Raw genomic sequence first — 25,915 nt, 5'->3', positions numbered from 1 at the left:
GAGCCCTTGATGGGCTCTTTTCACTATTTTATAAAGCGGATTATTGGTGAAGTATTTTTTCCACACTATTCGCGGATGGATTACGGTCTCCCTCCCCATTCCATTTCACGGGTTGGGTAAAGACTTTCTCTATACCATTTATCGTCATATGAGTTATTAGGTTCGCACCTCCTGAATGAGGAGCGCCTGTCATTGCTGCCCAGCACTGTTCCTTCATTGCATTGGTGTGGCTGGTTGTTGAATGTCGTGCATTCTCAATAGAAACCAACTCAATGGTACTATCATGATAATCTACAGAGCTTCGACTAGAATCTCCTGTAATATCGATTAAATTATGACTGACAGTGACAGGGAATAGAAACGGTTTATTGGCGTAACCCAATGTATAGATAGGTTCAGCAATAACGTGGATTGTCGGATCTGATATTGTTTCCTGACATCCTCCCTTTGTGGCGCCGTTATTCGTATTAATAAATATAATGCGTCCATCTAATCTAAAATCCATATATTCAGGAGTAATAGGTTTTATATTTATCGGATAATAAACAGCATATTGTCTACCTGTATTGGTATGAGAATCTTGATCAAAAAGATCAAATACAATGACTTTGATTTTAAGCTGAGTGCTTTTAAATAAATTTTTATCAATCGTAAATGCGGTTGTGATTGCTTGTCCACCGAGAAGCTTAGCTTGATTGTATTCAAAGATTTGGCTGGTTTTTTGATTACCATCCCACAATTCAAGGTTGACCTCATAATCAGTTACTGATGTATCAGGTGGTAACCAAGAAAATGTTAATTGATCGCCTTCATAAACAGGCGTCCAATATATTGATGTATTTGTATTAGGGATAACGTGTGCCGTTTTATTATTATCAACTCTCCGTGTTACCGAATTGATAGTGATGTGAGGGACTTTTCTTACCTCAACAGAATAAGTTCCTTTTGATTCATAGAAATAGTCATTTTCTTTTGATGTTAAAATGATGTCCGTTGTGCCTGGGGTAACTTTAACAATGGTTCCATTTTCTTTTATTGCCACAACATTAGGATTTGTTGCGGACCAGATACCTTGTGCTTCTTTAGGCAAAGGAGATGTTGGCTGTTGTACATCAATATTCTTATCAGTTTCAGAGTAAGTAATATTATGTGTTGCAAACGTAATTTGAAGTGTCCCTTTATCTTGTTCATAGTCAACCACTACAGCATCCGCTAAAAATTGATCGGTAGCATCACTTTTTATATGAATTTTAGTTTTACCTGGTTTGACTTCAGCAATAGTGCCCAGTGTATCAATCATCGCTATATGCTGATCATCACTGGCATAATATAAAGGAAGACTTTTTACGTCTGTATTACCAAAATTGACGTTAACGGTATGCGTTACCCCATCATTCCATACAGATTTAATCGTACTTAACGAAGTTAATTGTAAAATAGGCGCCGCTTTTTCAATGACTAAAGGATAGCTACTTTGAGCAGGTTGATATTGATCATTACCTGATGTTTGTAGTGTGATAATGACTGTGCCCGCTTTTTTCATCGAAATTTTACCGTTAAGCGTATCAATAGTGGCAATTGTCGGATCAGAACTAGACCACATCACGTTAATATTATTAGGCAACCCTTTGTAATTTAGGGAATTGATTAGCGTAGAGGTATAGGTTTCTTGCTGAATTTGCTTGTCAAAAATAATATCAGGTTTAGGGATCGTGACTTTAATAGTCAGTGGTTGTGCTATTGTTATTCCGTCTGCTTCAGCCGTTAAGATAATATCTGTTTTAACATTTGATGTTAGGTTAGTTTGATATTCCCCATTACCCAATGCGTTGAGTGGGTTATCACTGAAGTTAGGGGTACCACTGGTTGTTTTAATTGAAACTATTTTACCATCAACAGTATTACTGTATTTATCCATTAAATTTACAGTGAGTAGGGCGCTATCTTTATTATCACCACCGATTGATTGGCGATTGCTACTAAAAGTTGATTTATTGGCATCAATATCAGCAGGGGTTACGGTTACGTCTTGAATTTGCTTATGATTATTTAAATCAAGGTAAGCACTCATTTTCAATATACCCGCAACAGTGCTGGTGACTTTGGTTCTGGCGATACCATTAGTATCTGTATAGGTACTAAAGTCATAGTCATCAGCTAAACCTTGTAACTTCCATGACACAATAACGTTAGGCAATATATTGTCATTAGCATCCACAATGGTTGCTTGATAATTAACGCCCTTATCGCCCGCAATCATGGTTGTTCTATCCACATTAACCGATTTTACTTGCCAGGTAGTGGCATCTGCACGAAGTTGTAAGGTTTTTTGTTTTTTGAAATCAATACTATTAACTTTAACACTTAATTGCGCTGTGCCCGATTTAGTGCCCGTTGCTTCAATTTCATAATGCCCTGGAGAGACTTGTTTCGCTGAGCTAAACTGAATCGTTGGGTTATTGGCGATCCCTTCAACATGCTGATCAGGTAGAATATTACCGCCTTTATCTTTAATCGTTAACGTGAGCAAGGCTTTATCTGTACCATTTGCAATAATCGTTGCAGGTATTAAGTTGATTTCTGAACTATTTTCATCAACATTATCGGCAATAAAATTGACATCGGGAGCGGGATAACGACCTGAAATTAATACTGCATTCATTTTCGCTATACCCGCTGGATTTCGCGTTAAATCAATGTGGGCAATGCCTTTGTTATCAGTAAATGTTAATGGTTTGGCAAGTAAGCTATCCCTATCAGTCGTCCATGTCACACTGACACCACTATCAACAGGATTATTATTTTTATCACTGATATACGCGCTATAAGTGATGGTATCGCCTGCATGAGGGTGTGTATCACTAATCACAAATCTATCTACTTTTGCTGTCTGACTATTAGGCAAAACAGTGAGTAAAGCGGTTTGGGTTAGCGTGACGGGATCTACTTTGGCGCTGATGGTGGTTTGGCCTGCTTTTAATGCACTAATGTGAGCTTGATAAACCCCCCTTGAGATTTCATTAAATGCCGTTGTGGTTGCAGTTAAATCAGTACTGTAGTTAACGCTGATTTTGCGCTCTAACCCAGTTAATAAATTATCGTACTTATCTTTTAACGTTAATGTGATTTGAGAACGGCCTGTTTCAGAAATAATGGTGTTAGGGCTCAGTGATAGTTGAGATTTATCAGCAGAAATCACATCTGTATTAAAGGTAATGACATGGTCAGCATCGAGAGATTGTTGGCTATCTAACATCGCTGTTACTTGAGCTGAACCAGCTTGTGTACTGGTTAAGGTGATTTCTGCAATCCCATTTTTATTGGTTTTACTAATCGGTTGTGAGAGCTTGCCTAACGAGGTTATCCAACCCACCGCAATGCCTTCCATGCTGGGATTACCTTGTTTATCGACAATCTTCGCGCGAATAACGACTTTATCAGTACCATTTGCGGTGACATCAAAAGGAGCAATGACATTTACTGCATTAATAGTGGCATTTTGCTTATCAGCAATAAAACCAAGAGGTTGAGTTAAATCAAAGGTATTACCTGCATTAGCATATTGAGCACGAATAAGACTAATACCTTCTTGTTTACCATTAATGGTTGTTTGATAAATACCAGTATCGATCTCTTTGATAGCACTAAATTTGACGGTGGCGCCACCGGAGAGGGTAATAAATTTATCTTGTTTCGGAACTAGGTTACCAAATTTATCTTTTAGAGTGATTGTCCCTGTTGCGAATGAACTGCCGTTTGCCACGATAGATTGGGGTTCAATCGAAAATGTACTTTGTGATGCAGTAGCTTGACCAGCAATAAAGCGAAGATTTTGTATGCTACTTTGGTTATTTTCCAGTGTTGCTGTGACGGTTGTTGGTTGTGCCTCTGTCCCTTTTATCACAACTTGCACATTACCATTATCATCGGTTTTCACCATATTCTCACTCAACATATTATGGGTTGAATTCCAGAATACAGATTGTTTTATTAATGGATTATTTTCAGCATCCGTAACATGCGCCTTTAAGGTAATCGTATCGTTATTGTCTGCAACCGCTTCTATTTTGTTATTTACAGTGGTTAAGACAATATTGGCGCTATTAGGATCAGCCATTGCGGTTAGTGTCACTCGCGCTTTTTCTTTATTTGCAAGAGTAGCAATAATCTCTGTCGCACCTGCTTTTTTGGTTCGAATTTGATTGGTCGTCTGTCCTTGATTGTCGGTAATACTTTTTTGTTTATCGAGCGTGGTTGAGGCACCAGATAACCATTCAACCGTGACATTAGGTAATTTATTCCCAAATTTATCTTTTACCACAGCAGTGAGTATTGCTTGTTCTTTATCATCTGCAATTAATTCGGTTTTATTGGTGGTTAAGGTCATTAAACCTTGCTGGTTATTGGCAATAAAAGTAACGGGTAGTGCATCTAATGATTCATTACTGATACTTGCGGTGACAATAACATCAAAGGCTTGTGTGCTAGTTACGGTTGTCTGAGCAATACCTTGGCTATTGGTTGTGGAAATTTCATCAAGATTAACAATATTTTGATCACGATTAGTAGACCAAATTACTTTTGCATTCGGTAATACATTGTGATTTTTATCTTCAACGACAGCGGTAAACATCACCGCAGTTTTACCATCAGCAATATAAGGTGGCGCTGATGGGATCACTGAAATAATCTTACCGTTAGATAAATCAGCAATAAATTGCGTTGTTTTTTGAGCCGTTACTTTATTAACCCGCGCTATTACTGTGACGGTTCCCGATATTTTACTGGTCATCGTAGTTGATGCATTACCTTGATTATCGGTCAGTAACTCAATCTCTTTGAGCTGAGCCTGATTATCAGCAGATAAGTGAATTTTGGCATTGGGAACAGGATTGTTATTTTTATCAACAATATTTAAAGCAATTATCTTTTCATCCGATCCATTGGCAAATGAGCTGTTTGGATTAATCGTAAATGTATTAATTTTTGCCGAGTGAATATCAGACGTAAAATCAACATGAGTTGAATAGGTAATATTGTTAACACTTACCCCAATTTCACTTTTACCAATATGAGTATTGGTAATCGGTACTATAATTTTACCCTGTGGATCTGTCTTGCTTTGTCCAATAATCGTCGCACCATTATCAGCAGTAAAGAAAACAGGGTAGTTCGAAATTCGATTAGTATTAATATCTGTCACAATGACTTGGATTTTATTTTGGCTTTTGCCGTCAGCAGGAGCATTTTTTTTGATTACGGCTAATCCGCCTTTAGCAATAATGGCAGAATGCGTATCAGCAATAAACGTGACTTGTGCCTGATTAAAGGTGTTATCTCTGAACTTTGGCGTTAATGTCACTGTTTCAGGAGTACTTCCTGCAGTCATGGTGACTTGATATTTTCCTGCATCAATTCGATTAAAATTGGATACTCGACTGTTCCCGATAGGCGTATCAGATTGAACCTGTAATGACAGTTCTTTTATATCGATATCAACAGGAAGATTGTCGTTATCGAAAATAGATAAAGTCAGGTTTTGTGCAGAATGATTGTTTGCAGGCAGTTGTGTTGTTTTCGGCGTAAATTGACTGTTTTGTGTATTGATCGCGGATTGATCAACGATAATGTGACTTTGTACGGGATCAGAACGATGACCTTGTTTATCAATAGCGACAGCGCTTATTGTGTAGCTGTTTTTTTCAGTCGAACCTGAAATATGGCGGGGTAGGATTATCGAGTAGTTAAGATTATTATTATGGTTAATCTTACCACCGTTAGCAATTAAGCGACTTGCCGACCATTCTATCTGTTCAACGGGATATTTAGAGCGAACTTGTACGCCTAAATCTTTTTCTTCTTTTGCATAACCATTAATGGTAGGTGTTATAGAAAGAAAAACTAAGGTTTTCTTTTGATACTCTAAAACAATATCATTATTTCTATTTACAAAATCATAGCGATTTCCTGACATTAAACGTGTCGCTCGGACATTATCAGGGTTGAGTTGTGAAGAGAGTGATTCACCTAGACGATACTGAATATTTACATCAAATTTATTATCGTTATTATCATTTAAACCAAAGCGACGTTCGGCACCCAATGTCAGCAAAGGAACAGGGCTGTACGTTAATCCTGCAGTATAAGCGTGGGGATTTTCTTGACGATTATCTTTACCAAATAAGCCGACCTCTTTCCCATAATATTGCTCAAAAATAAGCTTAGCGCCTAATTGTGGATAAGCAGGCAGATAGCCTTCTGTTCTAATATCCCAACCATTAGCTGGACGTTCGTTATAATCCATTACATCATCCGAAGTACGCCAATTGGATAAACGGTGATAATGATTTATGCTTAATTTAAAATAATCTCGCCATACTTCCGCACCCACACCAAAACGGCTGTGATAGCGACTTAAATCGTAGTCATAAAAAGCATTAAGGCCTACCATAAATTTATCCGTAAAATACCGATAACCAATTCCTTGATTTAATTGGCTACGCGAATCTTTACGGTGATAACTGGTCTGAGTGAAAATTAAGTTCTTCTCTTGATCGTACAATGGAATAAGAAGATCAGCAGAACTTCCTTCTAACGTAAAGTGTTTATCAGTTGAAAGTGATACTCGGGCATGACCAAATTGATTGAGCCATTGTTCTATTTGTTGATTGGCCTTGCTTGAGACTCGGCTTATTGCATATTGTGTGGTATCAGTCTCTTTATTTAATAAAGATGAATTATCGACAATAATTTGAGCAAGTTCTTGTCCATTTGTTGATGGAATTGGATCATGTTGATTATGATTATTTAACCATTTTGTGGATGATAAAGAGGTATTAGGAATATTAAGTTTCATTCCTGTTTTTATCTTTAATTTACCGACTAAAGAGACATTATCAGGGTTTGCTTCGATAAGCTTAAAGAGTTTTATATTCAATTGTTCTGCAATAGATTCTGGTGTATCGCCTTCTTTAACCTGATAAATATTGTCTTTATAGAGTGTTTGATTTTCTTGGATATTTTCTTTTGCAAATACATTGGCAGGTATTGCTGCCGAGAGAGGAAATGCAAACTGAATAAAGATATTAAACCAAGCAACTGTCTTCGTAATAGAAGCGAGTTGAGGCGTTAGTCCACGTTTAGATTTTGTCATTTTTAAACTCACCGTAACAAATAATGATGAGATTCTCGTACTTATATATGTTTTCGATATCAGAAACTGAACTTGAATTAATAAATTTCTTAATATCTAAAAATGAATGTTCAAAAAGATAAAATAAATAGAAAAATAAACAGAAAAAAGAAGGATTATTTTAGTGATAAAATAACCAATAGAAAAACACCCCAAAGTTGGTGTCCACTTTTGGGGTGTAATTAAAATAATGCTACTGATTTTTTTGATATTGAATTAACAGTTAGATATCAACAAAAATATCAGGATCAGGGCCTAAGCGTTTTTTCTGATCAAGGGTTGTGATTTCAGCGACTTCTTCTTTTTCTAATTTAAAATCAAAAATATGGAAGTTTTCTTCAATGCGAGAAGGGGTAACTGATTTTGGAATAACGACTAAACCGCTATCTAAATGCCAACGTAACACAATTTGTGCAGGTGTTTTATGGTATTTTTCAGCCAGTTTTTGAATAAGAGTTTGGTCAAAAACGCCTTCACCACCTTGGGCTAATGGGCTCCAAGATTCGGTCACAATATTATGAGTTGTGTTCCATGCTCTTAGTGGTGCTTGTTGCAATAAAGGATGAATTTCAATCTGATTAATGACAGGCGTAACACCCGTTTCTGTAATGATACGTTCAAGATGTTCTTCTTTAAAATTACAGACGCCAATGCTTTTTACTAAACCCTCTTTTTGCAAAATAATCATTTGCTTCCATGCTTCAACATAAAGCTCGCGCGATGGTACTGGCCAATGCATTAAATAGAGATCGATATAATCAAGTTGTAAACGCTGGAGGCTTTCTAATACAGCACCACGAGCATGTGTTTGATCGTTGTTCCATAGTTTTGTGGTGATAAAGAGTTCATCACGAGGAACGGTGGTCTGTTTCAGCGCTTTACCAACCCCTTCTTCATTGTGGTAAATTGCTGCAGTATCAAAAAGACGATAGCCTGTATCAAGTGCGTGATGAATAGCGTTAATAACTTGATTATTATTTGCTTGCCAAACACCAAGCCCAAGTTGTGGGATAACATTTCCATCAGATAGCTTGATCAGTTTAGGTTTATCCATTTCTCTCTCCAAAGTCGCATACAGTACTTAGAGTGCCGCTGTATAAATACGTTGACTCACTTCTAACGTGATATCTTGATGCTCGCCTAGTGCGGTTTGTCCATGCGCTTCCAATTTTCGCACTAATGCGGGAATATCTTCTTCCGTGATTTTGAAATCAGCCAGTCGAGTTCTAAGTCCCATTAATTCAAAGAATTTTCGAGTTTCATTAATCGCAGTTTCAATTTTAAACGCATCAGAACCTTGGTTTATACCCCAAACTTTTTGTGCATATTGGATTAACTTCTCATATTTAGCCTGCCGTTTTTCATTTAATAAAGCAGGTAAAACAATGGCGAGAGTTTGTGCATGATCAAGTCCGTGTAAAGCCGTGAGTTCATGACCTAATGCATGCGTTGCCCAATCTTGAGGAACACCAACACCAAGGATGCCATTAAGCGCTTGTGATGCTGTCCACATTATATTAGCACGGATATCATAGTCTGTAGGTGATGTCAGCGCTTTTGGCCCTTGATCAATCAAAATACGTAAAAGGCCTTCCGCATATTCATCTTGTACACGAGCCTTCACAGGATAAGTGAGATATTGCTCTAATATATGAATAAAAGCATCAACAACCCCGTTTGCGGTTTGTCTTGGAGGTAAAGAATAGGTTGTTGTAGGATCTAAAATAGCACAATGGGGGTAAACATAAGGGCTGGAAAAACTTTGTTTATCCATGGTCTGCTTTTTACTGATAACCGAGAAACTGTTAGTTTCGGTACCTGTTGCGGGTAGTGTTAATACGCAACTTAGCGGTATTGCTTTTTCAATTACGTTACCGCGACTGGTGACAATTTCCCAAGGTTCACCTTGATAAGGTATGGCAGCAGCAATAAATTTTGTGCCATCAATGACAGAACCACCGCCTACCGCTAATAAATGGGTAATACCGTGATATCTTGCATAAGAAACCGCTTTCATCAATGTCTCATAAGATGGATTCGGCTCAATACCACCAAATTCGTGAATTTGATGTCCTGGCAGTGCGGTATAAATTTGGTCTAATACACCATTGCGTTTAATACTACCGCCACCATAAGTTAATAAAATACGCTCATTTTTTCCTATTTCAGAACGTAGTTTTTCTATTTGACCTTGACCAAAATGAAGGCGAGTAGGTGAGTAATAGGTAAAGTTTTGCATTTTGTTTCCACCATAATCTAATGTTCTGCAATATGACAATTAAGCAGGAAAAAAATTTTCGTTATATCTAGACGAAATAGCATGACACAACTATAACAGTAACGTTGTGGAGATAAGAGGTAAGTTATTTCTCTTAATGACCTCAACAATTCATATTGTCATTAATTTATAAGGAGTCATATGGAAAGTCATTATTTAACATTAAACCAAGAGCACTGGGATAAACAAGCGGCAATGGAAAATCAGTGGTCTAAGCCTGTGAGCGATGAAGAAATTCTCGCTGCAAAGCAGGGTAACTGGAAAGTCCATTTAACCCCTAGTCCTGTTAAGAGCGAATGGTTAGCGAATATTAAAGGTAAAAAAATACTCTGTTTAGCGTCTGCAGGTGGGCAACAAGCGCCTATTTTAGCAGCAGCAGGAGGTATTGTTACGGTGTTTGATTTATCAGAGGGCCAATTAAGTAAAGATCGTGAATTGGCACAAAAACATCAGTTAGATTTGGTAACAGCCCAAGGTGATATGGCGGATTTAACTGCGTTTGCTAATGAAAGCTTTGATCTTATTTTTCATCCTATTTCAAACTTATATGTGCCCGATGTTAATCCCGTTTGGCAAGAGTGCTACCGTGTTTTGAATAAAGGCGGTGTGCTGATGGCAAGTTTTTATAACCCAGTTGTATTTGTTGATGATAGAGATCCGCAATTACGTTCTCAAGGGTTAATAAGACCTACTTATCGCTTACCTTATAGTGATCAAGGCTCGCTACCTTCAGATATTCTGCAAGAAAAAGTGGCAAGAGGTGATGGGCTTGTATTTGGTCACTCTTTAACAGACCTTATTGGCGGTCAATTAGCTGCGGGCTTTTTATTGCAAGATTTTGTTGAAGATTTTGCTCCTCATGCACGTTTTTTAGTGGACAGTTATATTCCAACATTTCTTGCTTCAAAAGCCATTAAGCTTTAAAAAATAGAGTAGGAAGAATATGATTGTGATTAATATAAACGGATTTTTAGTCAGATATTAATTGATGTGGAGATAAGACAATGAACAACTGAATGCTTGAAGTATTAGACGATTAAAACACGCCATTATGATGATTAAAATAATGGCGTGTTTTTTTATTATTTATTGCTAGTACTATTTTTGCGATGGCGAATATACATTACGATAGAGCCGATTAAACCTGCGCTTAAGAGCAATACAGGTAATGTCATCAGAATATTCATCACTAATGTTTCATGTTTTTGAATAAAGGGAATTAAATTCAATACATAACCTAGTGACACAATAATGCCCACCCACAAAAAGCCACTTAACCAGTTAAATATTTGAAAGCGACGTTGTTGTAATTCGGATAAGCCAGCTAACGTTGGTAATAATGTTCGTACAAAACCGATAAAGCGACCCAGTAATAGCGCATACAAACCTTGGCGATGGAAAAGGTCATTTGCCCTATGGTGATATTGTTCAGGTAATTGAGCCATCCAACGTTTAACGATTTTTGTATCACTTAGCCAGCGACCTTGTAAAAACCCAAGCCAACTCCCAATACTGGCGGCAGTACCTAATATAATGATTGTCGGAAAGAAGTGTAAAACATCTTTGGCAATTAAGGCACCGCAAAGAATAAGCAGTGTATCTCCAGGTAAAAATGCGGCGGGTAATACCCCGTTTTCCAGCATAATAATAACAAAAAGAACAATATAGATAACCCACAGCACGTTTGGATTAGCCAACACCATATAGTTGTGTTGCATTAGTGCGTGAATTATCTCTTTTAATGTACCCATTAGCGAACTCGCATTAAAAAAGGACTTTATGGTCGCTATTCTAACGCAAAATAAAGAGAACAGTTTGATTTAATCCCTGCGTAACCACAGGGATAGATTATTTTTAATAAAAAATTCAGTATTTATTAAGAAATACGTAAAAATGCCAGTTCGAGATCTTCAATCAGATCGTCTACATTCTCTAGCCCTATGTGAATGCGGAACAATGTCCCCGTAAATTGCGGTTGTGTTTCATACTGACGCATCGCTTTAATATCATTAGGGTGATAGCCTAAAATTAAAGATTCAAACCCTCCCCATGAAAAAGCCATTTTAAAGAGTGAAAAATTATCTAAAAATTCAGCAAATTCTTCAGTAGTGAGGATTTTGTTTAAACTAAAAGAAAATAAGCCATTACTGCCAGTGAAATCACGTTGAAAATAGTCGTGACCTAGACAAGAAGATAGTGCGGGGTGATAGACATTATCGACTAAAGGGTGCTGCTTTAGCCAACGAGCGACTTCAAGCCCACTTTGTTCATGTTGCTTCATTCTTACGGGTAAGGTTCTTAATCCTCTGGCCGTCATATAAGCTGTATCGGGATCAACACATTGGCCTAATAAATAAGCATTTTCTCGTAATTGTGGCCAACAACGTTCATTAGCCACCGCAAAACCGAGCATACCATCAGAGTGACCAATAATGTATTTTGTGGCGGACTGAATAGAAATATCGACACCAAAAGTAAGTGGTTTAAGCAATAGCCCAGCGGCCCAAGTATTATCAAGCATAATAATGATATCAGGATTATATTGGCGAACTGAATTGACAATGCCTTGTAGATCTTGAACTTCCATGGTGATAGATCCTGGCGATTCAAGAAAAACAATTTTTGTTTCAGGCTGCAGTAATTGGCTGATATCAGCGCCGATTAGGGGATCAAAATAAGTCGTTGTTACCGCGAACTTACGTAAAATTTGATCACAAAAGTTTTGGGTAGGATCGTAAGCTGAACCCGTGACAAGAATATGGTCACCTTGTTTAATAAAGGCGAGCATAGACTGCGTGATCGCGGCAGCACCTGAAGGAAATAATGCACAACCCACACCTTGTTCTAATTCGGTTAGGGCTTCTTGTAAGGCAAAATGCGTGGTTGTGCCTCTACGACCATAAAAAAGGGTTCCCTCAGCACGTTTTTTTGTCGCTTCACGTTTTTGTGCAACAGAATCAAAAATAACGGATGAAGTTCGTTGTATAATTGGATTTACCGCGCCTTGTGAATATTTTTTTGCTCGCCCAGAAAGGAGGAGTGAGGTTTCTTGTTTTTTTAGCGTCATCCTTAATACCTTCTTTTAATTGATGGTGTGTTTACTTCACGTTAATTCATTTTTTAGATAAGTACAAAAGGCTTACAGGGTAGTTGATAAAATTTCATGTTACTTAAAATGACGATAATTTGTCTTAAAAATGGACAAATGAAAAAAAAATAGCCAAATAGTAATGATAATTACTATCAAAATGCTTCATGTTTGATATCATTTGAGCGTTTTCTCTTCCTGATGGCAAACAGGATGATGGTAAGCGAACGATTTTGGGTAAGTAGTGACGTAAATATCGTCATTACTGAATAAATAAATAGATAAAAAAGAGAGTAAAAGGCCAACTGATGCGTAATTTGACAGCTTCTATTCTATTGGCAATCGGTCTGACAGGCTCTGCTTTTGCGGATACGACACCTGCCACACCAACTGAACAGCCAACTACTGCTGCCGTTTCTTCAACAGCTTCTACACAGGGAACCGCTACAACAGATCCATCTGTAGCAAAAACAACAGAAACTTCGGTAAATACTGGCAATGAAGTTAATGCGCCAAATTCTGAAGCCACTAAGCCAGAAGGTGAAATTGCACCTGCAATAACGGCTGAAAATACCTCACCCGTAACAGAAAATACGACATCAGAAATACAGCCAGAAATGGTTGTTGGTGGCGGATTTGCTGAAGATTTATCTGTAATGGGTATGTATCGTAATGCTGATTTAGTCGTTAAAAGTGTCATGATTGGCTTACTATTAGCATCTATTGTGACTTGGGCACTGTTTTTTGCCAAAGGAAGCTATCTGATCTCACTGCGTCGTCGCCTAAGAAATGAATCTGCTCAATTAGTTGAAGCAAGATCACTTAACGATGCATTAGCTATTAGCCAAAAATTTGGTAATAAGAGCGCCACTGCGGATTTCTTTAATGATGCAGAATTAGAACGAACTTACTCTCAAGAAAGTAAAGTGGCATCCGGTATTAAAGAACGTGTTGAAATGCGAATGGAACGTCGAGTTGCAGCTATTGCTCGTGAATTAGGGCGTGGTAATGGTTATCTTGCGACTATCGGTGCAATTTCTCCTTTTATCGGTCTTTTTGGGACGGTTTGGGGAATTATGAACAGTTTTATTGGTATTGCGCATTCTCAAACGACAAACCTCGCTGTTGTTGCTCCAGGTATTGCAGAAGCATTATTAGCAACCGCTATTGGGCTGATTGCCGCCATTCCAGCCGTTATCATTTATAATATTTTTGCCCGAATGATCGCAGGTTATCGTGGTGAAATTGGTGATATCGCAACGGGAGTGGTGACGCTAGTGAGCCGTGACTTAGATATCGAAAACAGCAAAGCAAGGTAATGAATTATGGCAATGCGTCTTGGTGATGATTCAGGTGATGATAATGAATTACATGATATCAATGTGACGCCTTTTATTGATGTCATGTTGGTTCTGCTCATTATCTTTATGGTAGCGGCACCTTTAGCTACTGTTGATATAAAAGTGAATTTACCCGCTTCAAGTGCAAAACCACAGCCTCGCCCGGAAAAACCTGTTTATTTGACGATTAAATCGGATAAACAAATTTTCATTGGTGAAGAGATGGTTACGCATGAAACGATGGCAAATGTGTTAGATACGATGACACAAGCAAATAAAGAGACAACAATCTTTTTCCAAGCTGATAAAACCGTTGATTATGAAACGTTGATGGCAGCAATGGACTCGTTAAGAAAAGCAGGTTATCTCAAAGTTGGGTTAGTGGGGATGGAAACCGTCTCTACTGGTGGCTAATATTTGGTTAAAAAATTACTAAACTAAGTATTATTACGCTATTATAAAAGCACTTTATTTGTCGTTGTGAGATGATAAATAAAGTGCTTTTTTATTATGCTAAAGGAAATAGTCTATATTTTTACTCTTTTAGTAATGGATGAGGTAATTACTAAAATTGAGTTAGAATAAAATTTAGCTTTAGTATTAAACGTTATTAATAATAAGTAGATTAAATTTTCAATAAAATAATTAATTAAGGTTAATGAGTAATAATGTGCTGAATCAATTAATACTAAGTAGATGTTATTATTTCAACTTACATGACATTAATATTCATTAACTCTTCATCTTTTCTCACTTTTTAATTTGTTTAGATTTTCTTTTTTAAGTTAAATTTAATTATAACCTTATGATTAGTAGTGTTTTTATGTGAATTTGATTTAAGTGTAAAAAAACTTGCGCAAAAAATCTTATTGGATATAATGCATCCACGTTACAAATTGAAATATCCTGTAACGTGTTAAAACGCCTAATTTGTTTATTATCTAAGTTATCCGTATTTGGAGACTTATTTTTTTTATTGCACCAGGTAGACCGTTGTTTTCAGTCATTCAAATTTCTGGTAAGTAGATTTTATTTACTTATTAAAACCACTTCTTATCTTTGATTTGAAGTGAGTAAAATAAAACGTGAAAGGCAGAGAACTACACATAGCATTTTATTATTTTAATAAATTTAAAGGCCATAACATTTCGGTGTTATGGCTTTTTATTTTGTTTACGGTATCTATTCCTATCATTCCTATCATTCCTATCATTCCTATCATTCCTATTGCTCCTATTGCTCCTATTGCTTCTAAGTAACACGAAGAGCCAGTATTTCGATGTGTAGCTCTTCTATACCGCTTACGGCTTACCTCTTTGCTTTTCGAAGGCTACAAATAATTAACAACGCTCTTTTCAATTTTTAGATTTATGACCACTTTTTTTATCTATTCTCACAAAAAAAAGAAATACGCTTTATTTGGCGATAAAATGTGTTTTTTTTATCCACAATAACAACAAGGATTTAACATGAAATTTTATTTACGTTAATTTCGTTATAAATTCGATATGTTATAAAATAACCAAATGAAACTATTACCTTGGTTTACTGATTAGTAATTATGAATGTTCTACTGTTTTTATCATTATCGCATATCAATATGTATTTAATTTTATAGCGATTTTGAATAGAGCACTCTCTTATTCCAAAAATGAATATGCTTATAACTATATGAAAAATGATAAGAAAAATAGACATTTTTAAGATTGTAAAATAAACATTTTCACTCTGACTAAAAACTAATAACAAAAGAAGATGAGTGAAATGAGTAACAAGAATGTGCTGAAATTAAATATATTAATGTAATCATTTCTTGTTTATGAAATGCAATTTTTAACTTTATTTATGATGTAATATAAAGGTTGATAATATGAAAACAAGAGTCATTATTATAATTAAAAAATATATTAAAACTTATTATTAATAAATTTCATTGTAAAATTGAAATTATTAATTATTAATTTTGTATTATTTTAAATATATTGTCTTATAATTTGCTTATTTTTTGTGTTTTATCTATCCCATTGATTGCAAAGGTATTAAAAAATACAAATTCATTATTTTTAAGGTAATGATAATTATTTCTATTTACTTTATCATTATTAAATAGCGTTTTAATAAATTTAAAATGACGAAATATATAAAAAATACATATTGAACTTTATATTGCTGAAACGTTTTTACTCACATAAAAGAATAATTTATTTTTTAATGAATTATCGATTGATAATGATCAAGTCATTATTATGTCGGAGTGTTAAAAAGGCGGTGTTTTAAAATTATTCCAATTAAAAATCATCATATCAGGAGAGATATATGGCCTTGGGGAATAATGTTTTTTCCCATCATGGTATTAACCGACGCGATTTTATGAAATTGTGTGCTGCGTTGTCAGCTACCATGGGATTAAGCGGCAAAGCTGCCGCAGAAATGTCAGAAGCAATGGCATCATCTGAACGCCCACCTGTTATTTGGATCGGTGCTCAGGAATGTACAGGGTGTACGGAGTCTTTATTACGTGCAACTCACCCGACTCTGGAAAACCTCGTTCTTGATGTTATCGCACTTGAATACCACGAAGTGCTTTCTGCCGCTTTTGGTGATCAAGCTGAAGAAAATAAACACAATGCGATGGAGAAATATAAAGGTAAGTACGTTCTCGTTGTCGATGGGTCAATCCCTGACAAGGACGGCGGTGTTTACTGTATGGTTGCAGGAAAACCCATTCTTGAGCATATCAAAGAAGCCGCTGAAGGGGCTGCTGCGATTATTGCAATTGGTTCATGTTCTGCATGGGGTGGTGTACCTGCAACAGGGGGTAACCCAACAGGTGCTAAATCACTGGAAGCTATTTTACCGGGTAAAACCGTTATTAATATTCCAGGATGTCCGCCAAATCCACATAACTTCTTAGCGACTGTTGCACATATTATTACCTTCAATAAATTGCCTAAGTTAGATAGCAAAAACAGACCGCTTTTTGCTTATGAGCGTTTAATTCACGAAAACTGTGAACGTCGCCCTCATTTTGATGCGGGGCGTTTTGCTAAAGAATTTGGTGATGAAGGTCATCGTCAAGGTTGGTGTCTATACCATTTAGGTTGTAAAGGGCCTGAAACCTATGGTAACTGCCCAACATTAGAATTCTGCGATGTCGGTGGTGGAATTTGGCCTGTTGGTATTGGTCACCCTTGTTACGGTTGTAATGAAGAAGGTATCGGTTTTACAAAAGGTATTTTCCAATTAGCGAATGTTTATCAGCCAACACCAAAAGCACAAGTCCCTGATGTTAATGCGAAAGAAGGTGGCGGCGTATCTTATGGTGCTGCAGGATTACTGGGTGCTGTCGTGGGTGCTGTCGCGGGTGTTAGTGTGATGGCTGTGCGTCAATTAGGCCGTGACAAGAATGCCACAGGAGCCTCACAGGAGGATAAACGGTGAATAGGCGTCATTTCTTTAAGCTGGCATCAGGTGGGGTTCTCCTTGCGGGAATGGCACCCACTGTGGGTCATGCTGCGGCGCAGAACCGTCCCCCAATTCCTGGGTCTCTCGGTATGCTCTACGACTCTACACTGTGTGTAGGCTGTCAAGCATGTGTCACAAAATGTCAGGAAATTAATCACCCGGAGCCAATGGAGCGTGGTGATACTTACGCTAATGGCGATCCGATTTGGTCAAACAATGACAAATTAAGTCCTTACACAAATAATATTATTCAAATTTGGCGTGATGGTACGGGCGAAAATAAAGACCAACTGGAAAACGGTTATGCCTTTATTAAGAAACAATGTATGCATTGTGTTGATGCAAACTGTGTTTCTGTTTGTCCTGTTTCTGCGTTAACCAAAGATCCAAAAACCGGTATTGTTCATTATCATGCAGATATCTGTACAGGTTGTCGTTACTGTATGGTGGGATGCCCTTATAACATTCCTAAATACGATTACGATGATCCCTTTGGTAAGCTTTATAAATGTGAGCTTTGTAACCAAAAAGGGGTTGAGCGTTTAGACAAAGGCTTATTACCCGGTTGTGTTGAAGTGTGCCCAACAGGTGCGGTTATTTTCGGTACCCGAGAAGAATTGCTTGAAGAAGCCAAACGTCGTTTAGCGAAAAAAGTGGGTGAGGAATACCATTATCCACGCCAAACCATTAGTGCTGGCGATACTTATCTGCATAAAATTCCTGAATATCAAGATCATATTTATGGTGAACTTGAAGGCGGTGGTACGCAGGTGATGGTTCTGTCTGCAGTACCTTTCGACAAATTAGGTATGCCAGAAGTGGCGCCATTATCAACAGGCGCGCGATCTGAACATATTCAACATTCGCTTTATAAAGGCATGGTATTACCAATAGCAGCCCTTGCAGGGATCACCTATTTGGTTAACCGTAATAGTAAAAAACAAGAGCAGGAACACCACAAGGAGGATAACGATGTCGAGTCATGATCCTCGCCCACTTGGCGGTAAGTTATTTACTCTGGCTGTAAGAGTATTTTTACCGCTTGCTGTGCTCGGTTTTATTCTTATTGGTAAGCGTTTGGTATTAGGTTTGGGTGATGTCTCTGACCTGAATGGGGGATACCCTTGGGGTATTTGGATTGCCTTTGACTTATTGATAGGAACAGGCTTTGCATGTGGCGGTTGGGCACTTGCATGGGCAGTTTATGTCTTTAATAAAGGAGAATTTCACCCATTAGTGCGTCCGGCATTATTAGCGAGTTTATTCGGCTATTCATTAGGCGGTTTATCCATCGCTATTGATATCGGTCGCTATTGGAACATGCCTCACTTCTTTATGCCTCAGTACTTTAACGTTAACTCTGTTTTGTTTGAAACAGCGACCTGTATGACCATCTACATTATGGTGATGGCATTAGAATTCTTACCTGCATTACTAGAACGCATTGGTTGGAAAGTGTCGTTGAAACGTCTTAACAAAGCGATGTTCTTTATTATTGGTCTTGGTGCTTTACTGCCAACCATGCACCAATCTTCAATGGGATCATTAATGATTTCAGCGGGTTGGAAAGTACATCCACTGTGGCAATCTTATGAGATGTTACCTGTTTTCTCTCTGTTAACTGCCTTTCTCCTCGGTTTCACTATCGTTATTTTTGAAGGTTCTTTGCTAAAAGCAAGTCGTACCATGAATGATGATGAGACACCGCTATTTACCAAGTTAACCCGAGTGATCGAAGTGTTATTGATTGCTTTCTTGGTCTGTCGCTGGGGCGAAATTATTTGGAACGGTAAACTGAGTTATATCGGAAATGGGGATATGTTCTCGTGGTTATTTATTGCTGAGAGTGCACTGTTGTTACTTCCTCTTATTTTAATGCATTTAAATAATAATCGCCGTAGTCCAAAAATGTTGTTTGTCTGTGCTGTCTTTATCTTAATCGGTGCAGCAATGTGGCGTATGAACTACTCTTTAGTTGCTTACAATCCAGGCAATGGTTACCACTATTTCCCAACAGCAAGTGAATTGCTGATTTCTATTGGTTTCGTTGCATTTGAAGTAACAGCTTACATTCTTATTATCCGTTTACTGCCGGTTTTACCTGCACAAACAGACTCAAATATACAATTAAAAAAGGCTGAGGTTAAATCATGAGCCAACGCATTACTATTGATCCTATTACCCGTATTGAAGGGCATTTACGCGTCGATTGTGAAATTGATAACGGAAAAGTTGTTAAGGCTTGGTCTTCCGGTACCATGTGGCGCGGAATGGAGGAGATCCTAAAAGGAAGCGATCCTCGTGATGCATGGATTATCGTGCAACGTATCTGTGGTGTTTGTACAACCGTTCATGCGATTGCCTCAGTACGTGCTGTAGAAGATGCTTTAGGGATGGATATTCCTGTTAATGCGCAGTATATCCGTAACTTGATTTTAGGTTCGCATATCATCCATGACCATATCGTCCATTTCTATCAGCTTTCTGCGATGGACTGGGTTGATATCACGTCTGCATTACAAGCTGACCCTGAAAAAGCATCTGCAATGCTAAAAGGGGTTTCTAGCTGGAATCTAAACTCTGCTGAAGAGTTTAAAAAAGTACAGAAAAAAATCCAAGGTCTGGTGGATAGTGGTCAGTTAGGTATTTTTGCTAACGGTTACTGGGGTCACTCTGCCATGAAATTACCACCAGAAGTTAACCTGATTGCGGTTGCTCACTACCTACAAGCACTTGAGTGCCAGCGTGATGCAAACCGTATCGTGGCTATTCTGGGCGGAAAAACACCGCATATTCAAAATTTAGCGGTGGGCGGTGTTGCTAACCCAATTAACCTTGATGCACCAAATGTTCTTAACTTAGAACGCTTAATGTACGTGAAAAGCTTTATCGACAAACTGGGTGATTTTGTTAACCAAGTTTATAAAGTGGATACGGCTATTTTTGCCGCTTATTACCCTGAATGGTTAAAAATCGGTAAAGGTGCTAACTATTATCTGTCTGTACCTGAATTACCAATTAATGGTAATAACACGGAATTCTTACTGTCTGGTGGTTATATGGAAGGGGTTGATTTCTCGACCTACCGTCCAATTAAAGACTGGAAAGATCAGAACCTGAAAGACGGTATTGAAGAAAGTGGTAAACACGCATGGTATGAAGATGATGAACCTTTAAAACCATGGGAAGGCTTAACTCGTCCTAAATACACCGGTTGGGATGAGAACAATAAATACTCATGGGTTAAATCCCCTACATTCTACGGCAAGCCTGTAGAAGTCGGTACGTTAGCATGGTTAGTGTGTGGTTTAGCCGGTAAGCACGAAGGAACTGTTAGAAACTACAACGACATCAACAAGATCTATACGCAATTAACCAATGAAACACTGGTTACAGAGCAGTTAGAGTCTACGTGGGGTCGTATTATTGGACGTACTGTCCATGCATGCGTGTTACAAGAATCTCTGGCCTCTTTATGGCAATCACTGGTTGATAATATTGGTCGTGGCGATACTACTGCCTTTATTAAACCTGAGTTTGAGCCTGGTAAAGAGTATCGTGGTGTGGGTTTTGAAGAAGCCTCTCGCGGTATGTTATCTCACTGGATCGTGTTTAAAGACGGTAAAATCACTAATTATCAGGCCGTTGTTCCATCAACATGGAATGCGGGTCCTCGTAACTTTAATGATGAACCGGGTCCTTATGAGTTATCACTGGTGGGTACACCTGTTGCAGATCCGAAAAAACCATTAGAAGTGGTCAGAACGATCCACTCCTTTGACCCATGTATGGCATGTGCTGTACATATGGTTGATTTAACAGGCAAAGAATTGAGTAAGGTGAAGGTATTATAATGCGAACTCTCGTCTTAGGTATTGGTAATTTATTACTAAGCGATGAAGGCATTGGTGTTCGTATAGTAGAGGCGCTCGAAGAGCGCTTCTCTTTACCAGAGAACGTCGATGTTATTGATGGCGGCACATCAGGTATGGAAATTTTGCAAGATATCGCCGCAAGAGACCTCCTGATTGTTGCTGATGCGGTAAGAAGTAATCATGAACCGGGTAGTATTTTTATCTTACATGATGATGATGTTCCCGCACTTTTTACACAGAAGATCTCGCCTCATCAACTGGGCTTATCTGATGTGCTAATGGCTTTACGAATGACAGATGAATTTCCACGTAAACTTATTTTAGTGGGTATTGAACCTGCATCATTAGAGCCAAGTATGTCGCTGTCTGACATTGGTGAGAAATCAATGGAAGTTGCACTAGAGCATGTGGTGAATATTTTGCGTGAATACGGTATTCAAGTCACACCTAAAGAGGTAACAGCATGAGTGAATTAAGCTGGGATATCCTAGGATATGACAAACCACCGGTTGAGCAACTTGAAGCCCGTTTTAGCGAGATCGCTGAAAAAGAGATGAAAGGACTGCCTTTTTATCGAGAAGGTATTCCTGTTAAAGCGGGGGGCTTTACTTTATTTGAAAATCAGTGGATCGGTTCTGTTTTAACGCCTTGGATGTTAGAGCTGGTTGTCTTTCCTGGGCCTTCACAAGAGTGGCCACATCGTAAAGTAGGTGATCGCATTGGATTAGAGTTACCGTGTGGTCAGATTAAGTTTGTTGTGGGCGAGCTTACAGGGGGGATGCAATATCTTGCTTGTTCATTAATGTCACCACTTGATAGACATCTAACAGGTGAACATGCTGTCGAGTTAGTTGAAAATAGTGTAAAAATGGCACTTTCTCTTCCTGTTCAGACACAATCCGTAGCAGAAGTTGATTTAAGTCGTCGTTCTCTCTTCCGTGGTCAGTTAAGATCATAGAGTAGAAATTTTACGCGACACAGAGTCACATTCTTCTTATTGAATCGTACAGGAGTCAGAATATGTGTAGCACTTGCGGTTGTGGCGAAGGCAATGTCAGAATTGAAGGCGTAGAGCCTCATTCACATGAGCACCCCCATCATCACTCTCATGACCATGATCATCACGACCACGGTCATCATCATGATCACGACCATCATCATGGGCATGATCACCATCATGAACACAAGGCTACTCCAGCGAATACTGTTCATAAATATATTGATAAGTCTGAACAAAAGCATAAACATAACTACGAAACACAGGGTCAGCCTATCATTGTTCATCACCACTATTATCATAACAGTGGTGATGTTCATCTTCATTTTCATAGCGATGCACAGCTAAACGACGTACAAGAGATCCATGAACATCACCATGATCATGGTTCTGACAATCATCATGAGCACGACCACGCTCATGCACATGATCATTCACATAGCCACGATCATGAACATGCTCACGATCATAGTCATGAGCATTCCCATAGCCATTCGCACGATCACAATCATGATCATTCACATAACCACGATCATGAAGAACAATTTAGCCCTGTGATTGATAATCAAAATATGCATTATGGCCAAGGTGAAGCAGGAACACATGCTCCTGGTATTAGCCAAAAGCGTATGCTGAAAATTGAAATGGATGTGCTGGATAAAAATAATCGCATTGCTGTTCATAACCGTGAACATTTTGAACAACAAAATGTATTAGCATTAAATTTAGTTTCAAGCCCAGGCTCAGGTAAAACCACGTTATTAACACAAACATTAAAACAGTTAGCGCAACGCGTGCCTTGTGCTGTGATCGAAGGTGATCAGCAAACGACCAATGATGCTGATCGTATTCGTGAAACGGGTGTTCCTGCTATTCAAGTCAATACAGGCAAAGGGTGTCACCTTGATGCACAAATGGTACACGATGCAACACACCAATTAGGCTTACAAGATAATAGCGTCCTCTTTATTGAAAACGTAGGTAACTTAGTGTGCCCTGCCAGTTTCGATCTTGGTGAGAGACATAAAGTGGCGATCCTTTCTGTCACTGAAGGCGAAGATAAACCGCTGAAATATCCGCATATGTTTGCTGCGGCTGATTTAATGATTATTAATAAAATCGATTTAGTGCCCCATCTTAATATTGATGTTCAAGCCTGCATTGAATCTGCTCGCCGTGTTAATCCTAATATCGAAATTATTTCATTATCAGCAACAACGGGTGAAGGCATGGACGCGTGGCTAGCGTGGTTGGAGAGTCGTTTATGTGCTTAGGTGTTCCCGCTAAGATTATTGAGGTGGGCGAAGATGTCCACCAACTCGCTTATGCCGAAGTCAGTGGTGTGAAACGTGCTGTTAATATTTCAATGGTATGTGAAGGCGAGCCGAGTGAATTATTAGGCAAATGGGTCCTTATTCATGTGGGATTTGCCATGAGTATTCTTGATGAGCAAGAAGCACAAGATACGCTTGAGGCATTACAGCATGTTTATGGTGTCACCCTTGAAGAGGCTGATGATGCAGTACGTTGATGAATTTCGTGATCCCGAACTTGCTAAAGCCTTGTTAGCTCAAATTCGTGAAACTATTTCGCAATGGCCTCATCCGATTAAACGTCCATTACAAATAATGGAAGTGTGTGGTGGACATACACACGCTATTTTTAAATTTGGATTAGACCTTTTATTGCCTAAAGAAATTGAATTTGTTCATGGGCCGGGTTGTCCTGTTTGTGTATTACCGATGGGGCGAATTGATGCATGTTTAGAAATTGCTGCGCGACCTGACGTTATTTTTTGTACTTTTGGTGATGCAATGCGAGTGCCAGGGCGTAATGGCTCAATGCTGGATGCGCGTCGTCGTGGCAGTGATATTCGCATTGTTTATTCGCCGCTAGATTCGCTCAAAATTGCACAAGATAACCCAGATAAACAAGTCGTTTTCTTTGGTTTAGGTTTTGAAACCACCATGCCAAGTACGGCAATGACGCTACAACAAGCAAAATTGCGCGGGCTTAAAAACTTTTCTCTGTTTTGTCAGCACATTACTATCGTGCCGACGTTACGTTGTTTATTAGAGCAAGATGATGTCCGCATTGACGGCTTTATTGCTCCGGGGCATGTGAGTATGGTGATTGGCTGTACGCCTTATCAACCATTATGTGATGAATTTGAAAAGCCTTTTGTGGTGACGGGATTTGAGCCATTAGATTTATTGCAAGCTATACTGATGGTCATTAAACAACTTAAAGCAAAAGCAGAAAATGCAGATTATGTTTTAAGTATTGAAAATCAATATAGCCGCATTGTACCCAATGAAGGTAATAAGCTGGCTCAAAAAGCACTGAAAGATGTGTTTATGTTAAAAGAAACCAGTGAATGGCGTGGATTGGGTGAGATCCCAATGTCAGGCATTCAATTAGCACCTGCTTATTCTGAGTTTGATGCTGAACTGCGTTTTTCACCGGCACCGCAAAAAGTGGCTGATAATCCACAATCTCGCTGTGGCGATGTATTAACGGGACGATGCAAGCCTTCGGATTGCCCGCTCTTTGGCAAAAGTTGTACACCAGAAACGGCATTAGGTGCTTTAATGGTGTCATCAGAAGGGGCGTGTGCGGCTTATTATCAGTATCGCCGTGAAGGTAATATATGAAACAACCTGATGAAATCACCTTAGCCCAAGGAAATGGTGGGCAAGGTATGCAACAGCTTATCGAAGGTCTATTTTTAAAAGCATTCGATAATCCGTTATTAAATGAAAAAGAAGATCAAGCACGGATCGCCTTAAATGAATTAACCACTCTTGGGGACCGTCTTGCATTTAGTACAGACAGCTATGTGATTGATCCGATCATTTTCCCTGGTGGAAATATCGGTAAATTATCTGTTTGCGGCACGGCTAATGATCTTTCAGTTGGTGGCGCAGTGCCTCGTTATCTTTCATGTGGTTTTATTCTTGAAGAAGGACTTCCATTTGAAACCCTAGAAATTCTTGTACTGGCTATGGCAAAAGCAGCCACACAAGCAGGAATACAAATTGTCACGGGGGATACGAAAGTGGTTCCTCGTGGTGCAGCAGATAAGATCTTTATTAATACTGCAGGTATTGGGGTTATCCCAACCAAAATTAATTGGGCCGCGAGTAATATTAACGCAGGCGATAAGATCTTAATCAGTGGCACAATTGGCGATCATGGCGCGACTATCCTTAATCTTCGTGAAAATTTAGGGCTTGAGGCCGATTTGCAAAGCGACTGCGCTGTACTTGAACCCATGATTGCCCCTTTACGCCAAATTGACGGTATTCGTGCATTACGTGATGCAACTCGTGGTGGTGTGACTGCCATTTTACATGAATTTGCTCAAGCCAGCGGTTGTGGTATGAACGTGCATGAAAGCAAATTACCGATGAAACAAGCCGTTCGTGGTGTGTGCGAATTATTGGGTCTTGAAGCACTTAATTTTGCGAACGAAGGTAAAATTGTTTTAGTGGTATCGCCTGACGCTGAAGCCCAAGTTCTTGACGCTTTACATCAGCATGCTTTAGGGAAAGATGCTTGTACTATTGGTGAAGTCACAACGGATAACTCTATTCGTTTAACAGGGATTTTCGGCACTAGCCGTATGCTTGACTTACCTTATAATGAGCCTTTACCTCGTATTTGCTAAGCACTTACTC

General features: G+C 38.6%; 18 protein-coding genes. 13 read left to right on the top strand and 5 right to left on the bottom strand.

The window, feature by feature from the left end; genetic code table 11:
• Positions 1 to 40: 40 nt before the first annotated feature.
• From INT04_RS04735 to INT04_RS04725, 3 genes are all read right to left on the bottom strand, one after another.
• Complete coding sequence (locus tag INT04_RS04735) at positions 41 to 7,153, bottom strand: Ig-like domain-containing protein (protein ID WP_193014985.1); 7,113 nt, start codon at positions 7,151 to 7,153, stop codon at positions 41 to 43.
• A gap of 262 nt (positions 7,154 to 7,415) precedes the next feature.
• Positions 7,416 to 8,246, bottom strand: coding sequence for a 2,5-didehydrogluconate reductase DkgA (gene dkgA, locus INT04_RS04730; protein WP_193014984.1), 831 nt, complete (start codon positions 8,244 to 8,246; stop codon positions 7,416 to 7,418).
• A gap of 27 nt (positions 8,247 to 8,273) precedes the next feature.
• Positions 8,274 to 9,431, bottom strand: a complete 1,158-nt coding sequence (locus INT04_RS04725) for an iron-containing alcohol dehydrogenase (protein ID WP_193014983.1) — start codon at positions 9,429 to 9,431, stop codon at positions 8,274 to 8,276.
• A gap of 180 nt (positions 9,432 to 9,611) precedes the next feature.
• Between INT04_RS04725 and INT04_RS04720 the strand changes: the two genes are divergently transcribed.
• The gene (locus INT04_RS04720; RefSeq protein ID WP_193014982.1) at positions 9,612 to 10,394 is read left to right on the top strand and encodes a class I SAM-dependent methyltransferase; all 783 of its coding nucleotides are present in this window, start codon (positions 9,612 to 9,614) and stop codon (positions 10,392 to 10,394) included.
• A 158-nt stretch (positions 10,395 to 10,552) separates the two neighbouring features.
• Here INT04_RS04720 and INT04_RS04715 read toward each other — a convergent pair whose 3' ends face one another.
• Complete coding sequence (locus INT04_RS04715; RefSeq protein ID WP_193014981.1) at positions 10,553 to 11,221, bottom strand: DedA family protein; 669 nt, start codon at positions 11,219 to 11,221, stop codon at positions 10,553 to 10,555.
• A 125-nt stretch (positions 11,222 to 11,346) separates the two neighbouring features.
• Positions 11,347 to 12,537 carry a cystathionine beta-lyase gene (gene metC / locus INT04_RS04710; protein WP_193014980.1) on the bottom strand — a complete coding sequence of 397 codons (1,191 nt, stop codon included), beginning with the start codon at positions 12,535 to 12,537 and terminating at the stop codon, positions 11,347 to 11,349.
• 329 nt (positions 12,538 to 12,866) lie between these two features.
• Between metC and exbB the strand changes: the two genes are divergently transcribed.
• The 12 genes from exbB to hypE all read left to right on the top strand — a co-directional run bounded on the left by exbB (position 12,867) and on the right by hypE (position 25,905).
• The gene (gene exbB, locus INT04_RS04705) at positions 12,867 to 13,877 is read left to right on the top strand and encodes a tonB-system energizer ExbB (protein ID WP_193014979.1); all 1,011 of its coding nucleotides are present in this window, start codon (positions 12,867 to 12,869) and stop codon (positions 13,875 to 13,877) included.
• A gap of 6 nt (positions 13,878 to 13,883) precedes the next feature.
• On the top strand, positions 13,884 to 14,312 hold the full coding sequence (gene exbD, locus INT04_RS04700; RefSeq protein WP_006535192.1) for a TonB system transport protein ExbD: 429 nt from the start codon (positions 13,884 to 13,886) through the stop codon (positions 14,310 to 14,312).
• Positions 14,313 to 16,214: 1,902 nt separating this feature from the next.
• Complete coding sequence (hybO, locus tag INT04_RS04695; RefSeq protein ID WP_193014978.1) at positions 16,215 to 17,339, top strand: hydrogenase 2 small subunit; 1,125 nt, start codon at positions 16,215 to 16,217, stop codon at positions 17,337 to 17,339.
• Complete coding sequence (gene hybA / locus INT04_RS04690) at positions 17,336 to 18,349, top strand: hydrogenase 2 operon protein HybA (RefSeq protein ID WP_193014977.1); 1,014 nt, start codon at positions 17,336 to 17,338, stop codon at positions 18,347 to 18,349. Before hybO ends, hybA begins: the two co-directional genes overlap by 4 nt.
• Positions 18,336 to 19,517 (top strand): Ni/Fe-hydrogenase cytochrome b subunit, encoded by a 1,182-nt coding sequence (hybB, locus tag INT04_RS04685; protein WP_193014976.1) that lies wholly within the window; start codon positions 18,336 to 18,338, stop codon positions 19,515 to 19,517. Before hybA ends, hybB begins: the two co-directional genes overlap by 14 nt.
• On the top strand, positions 19,514 to 21,217 hold the full coding sequence (gene hybC, locus INT04_RS04680; RefSeq protein ID WP_193014975.1) for a hydrogenase 2 large subunit: 1,704 nt from the start codon (positions 19,514 to 19,516) through the stop codon (positions 21,215 to 21,217). The genes hybB and hybC overlap by 4 nt, the downstream gene beginning before the upstream one ends.
• A complete protein-coding gene (locus INT04_RS04675; RefSeq protein ID WP_193014974.1) occupies positions 21,217 to 21,705 on the top strand; it encodes a HyaD/HybD family hydrogenase maturation endopeptidase in 489 nt (162 codons plus the stop codon). The genes hybC and INT04_RS04675 overlap by 1 nt, the downstream gene beginning before the upstream one ends.
• Complete coding sequence (gene hybE, locus INT04_RS04670; RefSeq protein ID WP_193014973.1) at positions 21,702 to 22,196, top strand: hydrogenase-2 assembly chaperone; 495 nt, start codon at positions 21,702 to 21,704, stop codon at positions 22,194 to 22,196. Before INT04_RS04675 ends, hybE begins: the two co-directional genes overlap by 4 nt.
• A 62-nt stretch (positions 22,197 to 22,258) precedes the next feature.
• Complete coding sequence (gene hypB / locus INT04_RS04665; protein ID WP_193014972.1) at positions 22,259 to 23,509, top strand: hydrogenase nickel incorporation protein HypB; 1,251 nt, start codon at positions 22,259 to 22,261, stop codon at positions 23,507 to 23,509.
• Positions 23,500 to 23,766: a hydrogenase maturation factor HybG gene (gene hybG, locus INT04_RS04660; RefSeq protein WP_193014971.1), complete on the top strand. Its 267-nt coding sequence runs from the start codon at positions 23,500 to 23,502 to the stop codon at positions 23,764 to 23,766. Before hypB ends, hybG begins: the two co-directional genes overlap by 10 nt.
• Positions 23,753 to 24,889 (top strand): hydrogenase formation protein HypD, encoded by a 1,137-nt coding sequence (hypD, locus tag INT04_RS04655; RefSeq protein WP_193015054.1) that lies wholly within the window; start codon positions 23,753 to 23,755, stop codon positions 24,887 to 24,889. The genes hybG and hypD overlap by 14 nt, the downstream gene beginning before the upstream one ends.
• Positions 24,886 to 25,905 carry a hydrogenase expression/formation protein HypE gene (gene hypE / locus INT04_RS04650; RefSeq protein ID WP_193014970.1) on the top strand — a complete coding sequence of 340 codons (1,020 nt, stop codon included), beginning with the start codon at positions 24,886 to 24,888 and terminating at the stop codon, positions 25,903 to 25,905. The genes hypD and hypE overlap by 4 nt, the downstream gene beginning before the upstream one ends.
• Positions 25,906 to 25,915 lie beyond the last annotated feature (10 nt).

Source organism: Proteus sp. FME41 (assembly GCF_014897315.1).
Taxonomy (GTDB): Bacteria; Pseudomonadota; Gammaproteobacteria; order Enterobacterales; family Enterobacteriaceae; genus Proteus.
The sequence above is the reverse complement of the archived record's forward strand: the minus strand, read 5'-3'. Positions and strand labels throughout refer to the sequence as shown.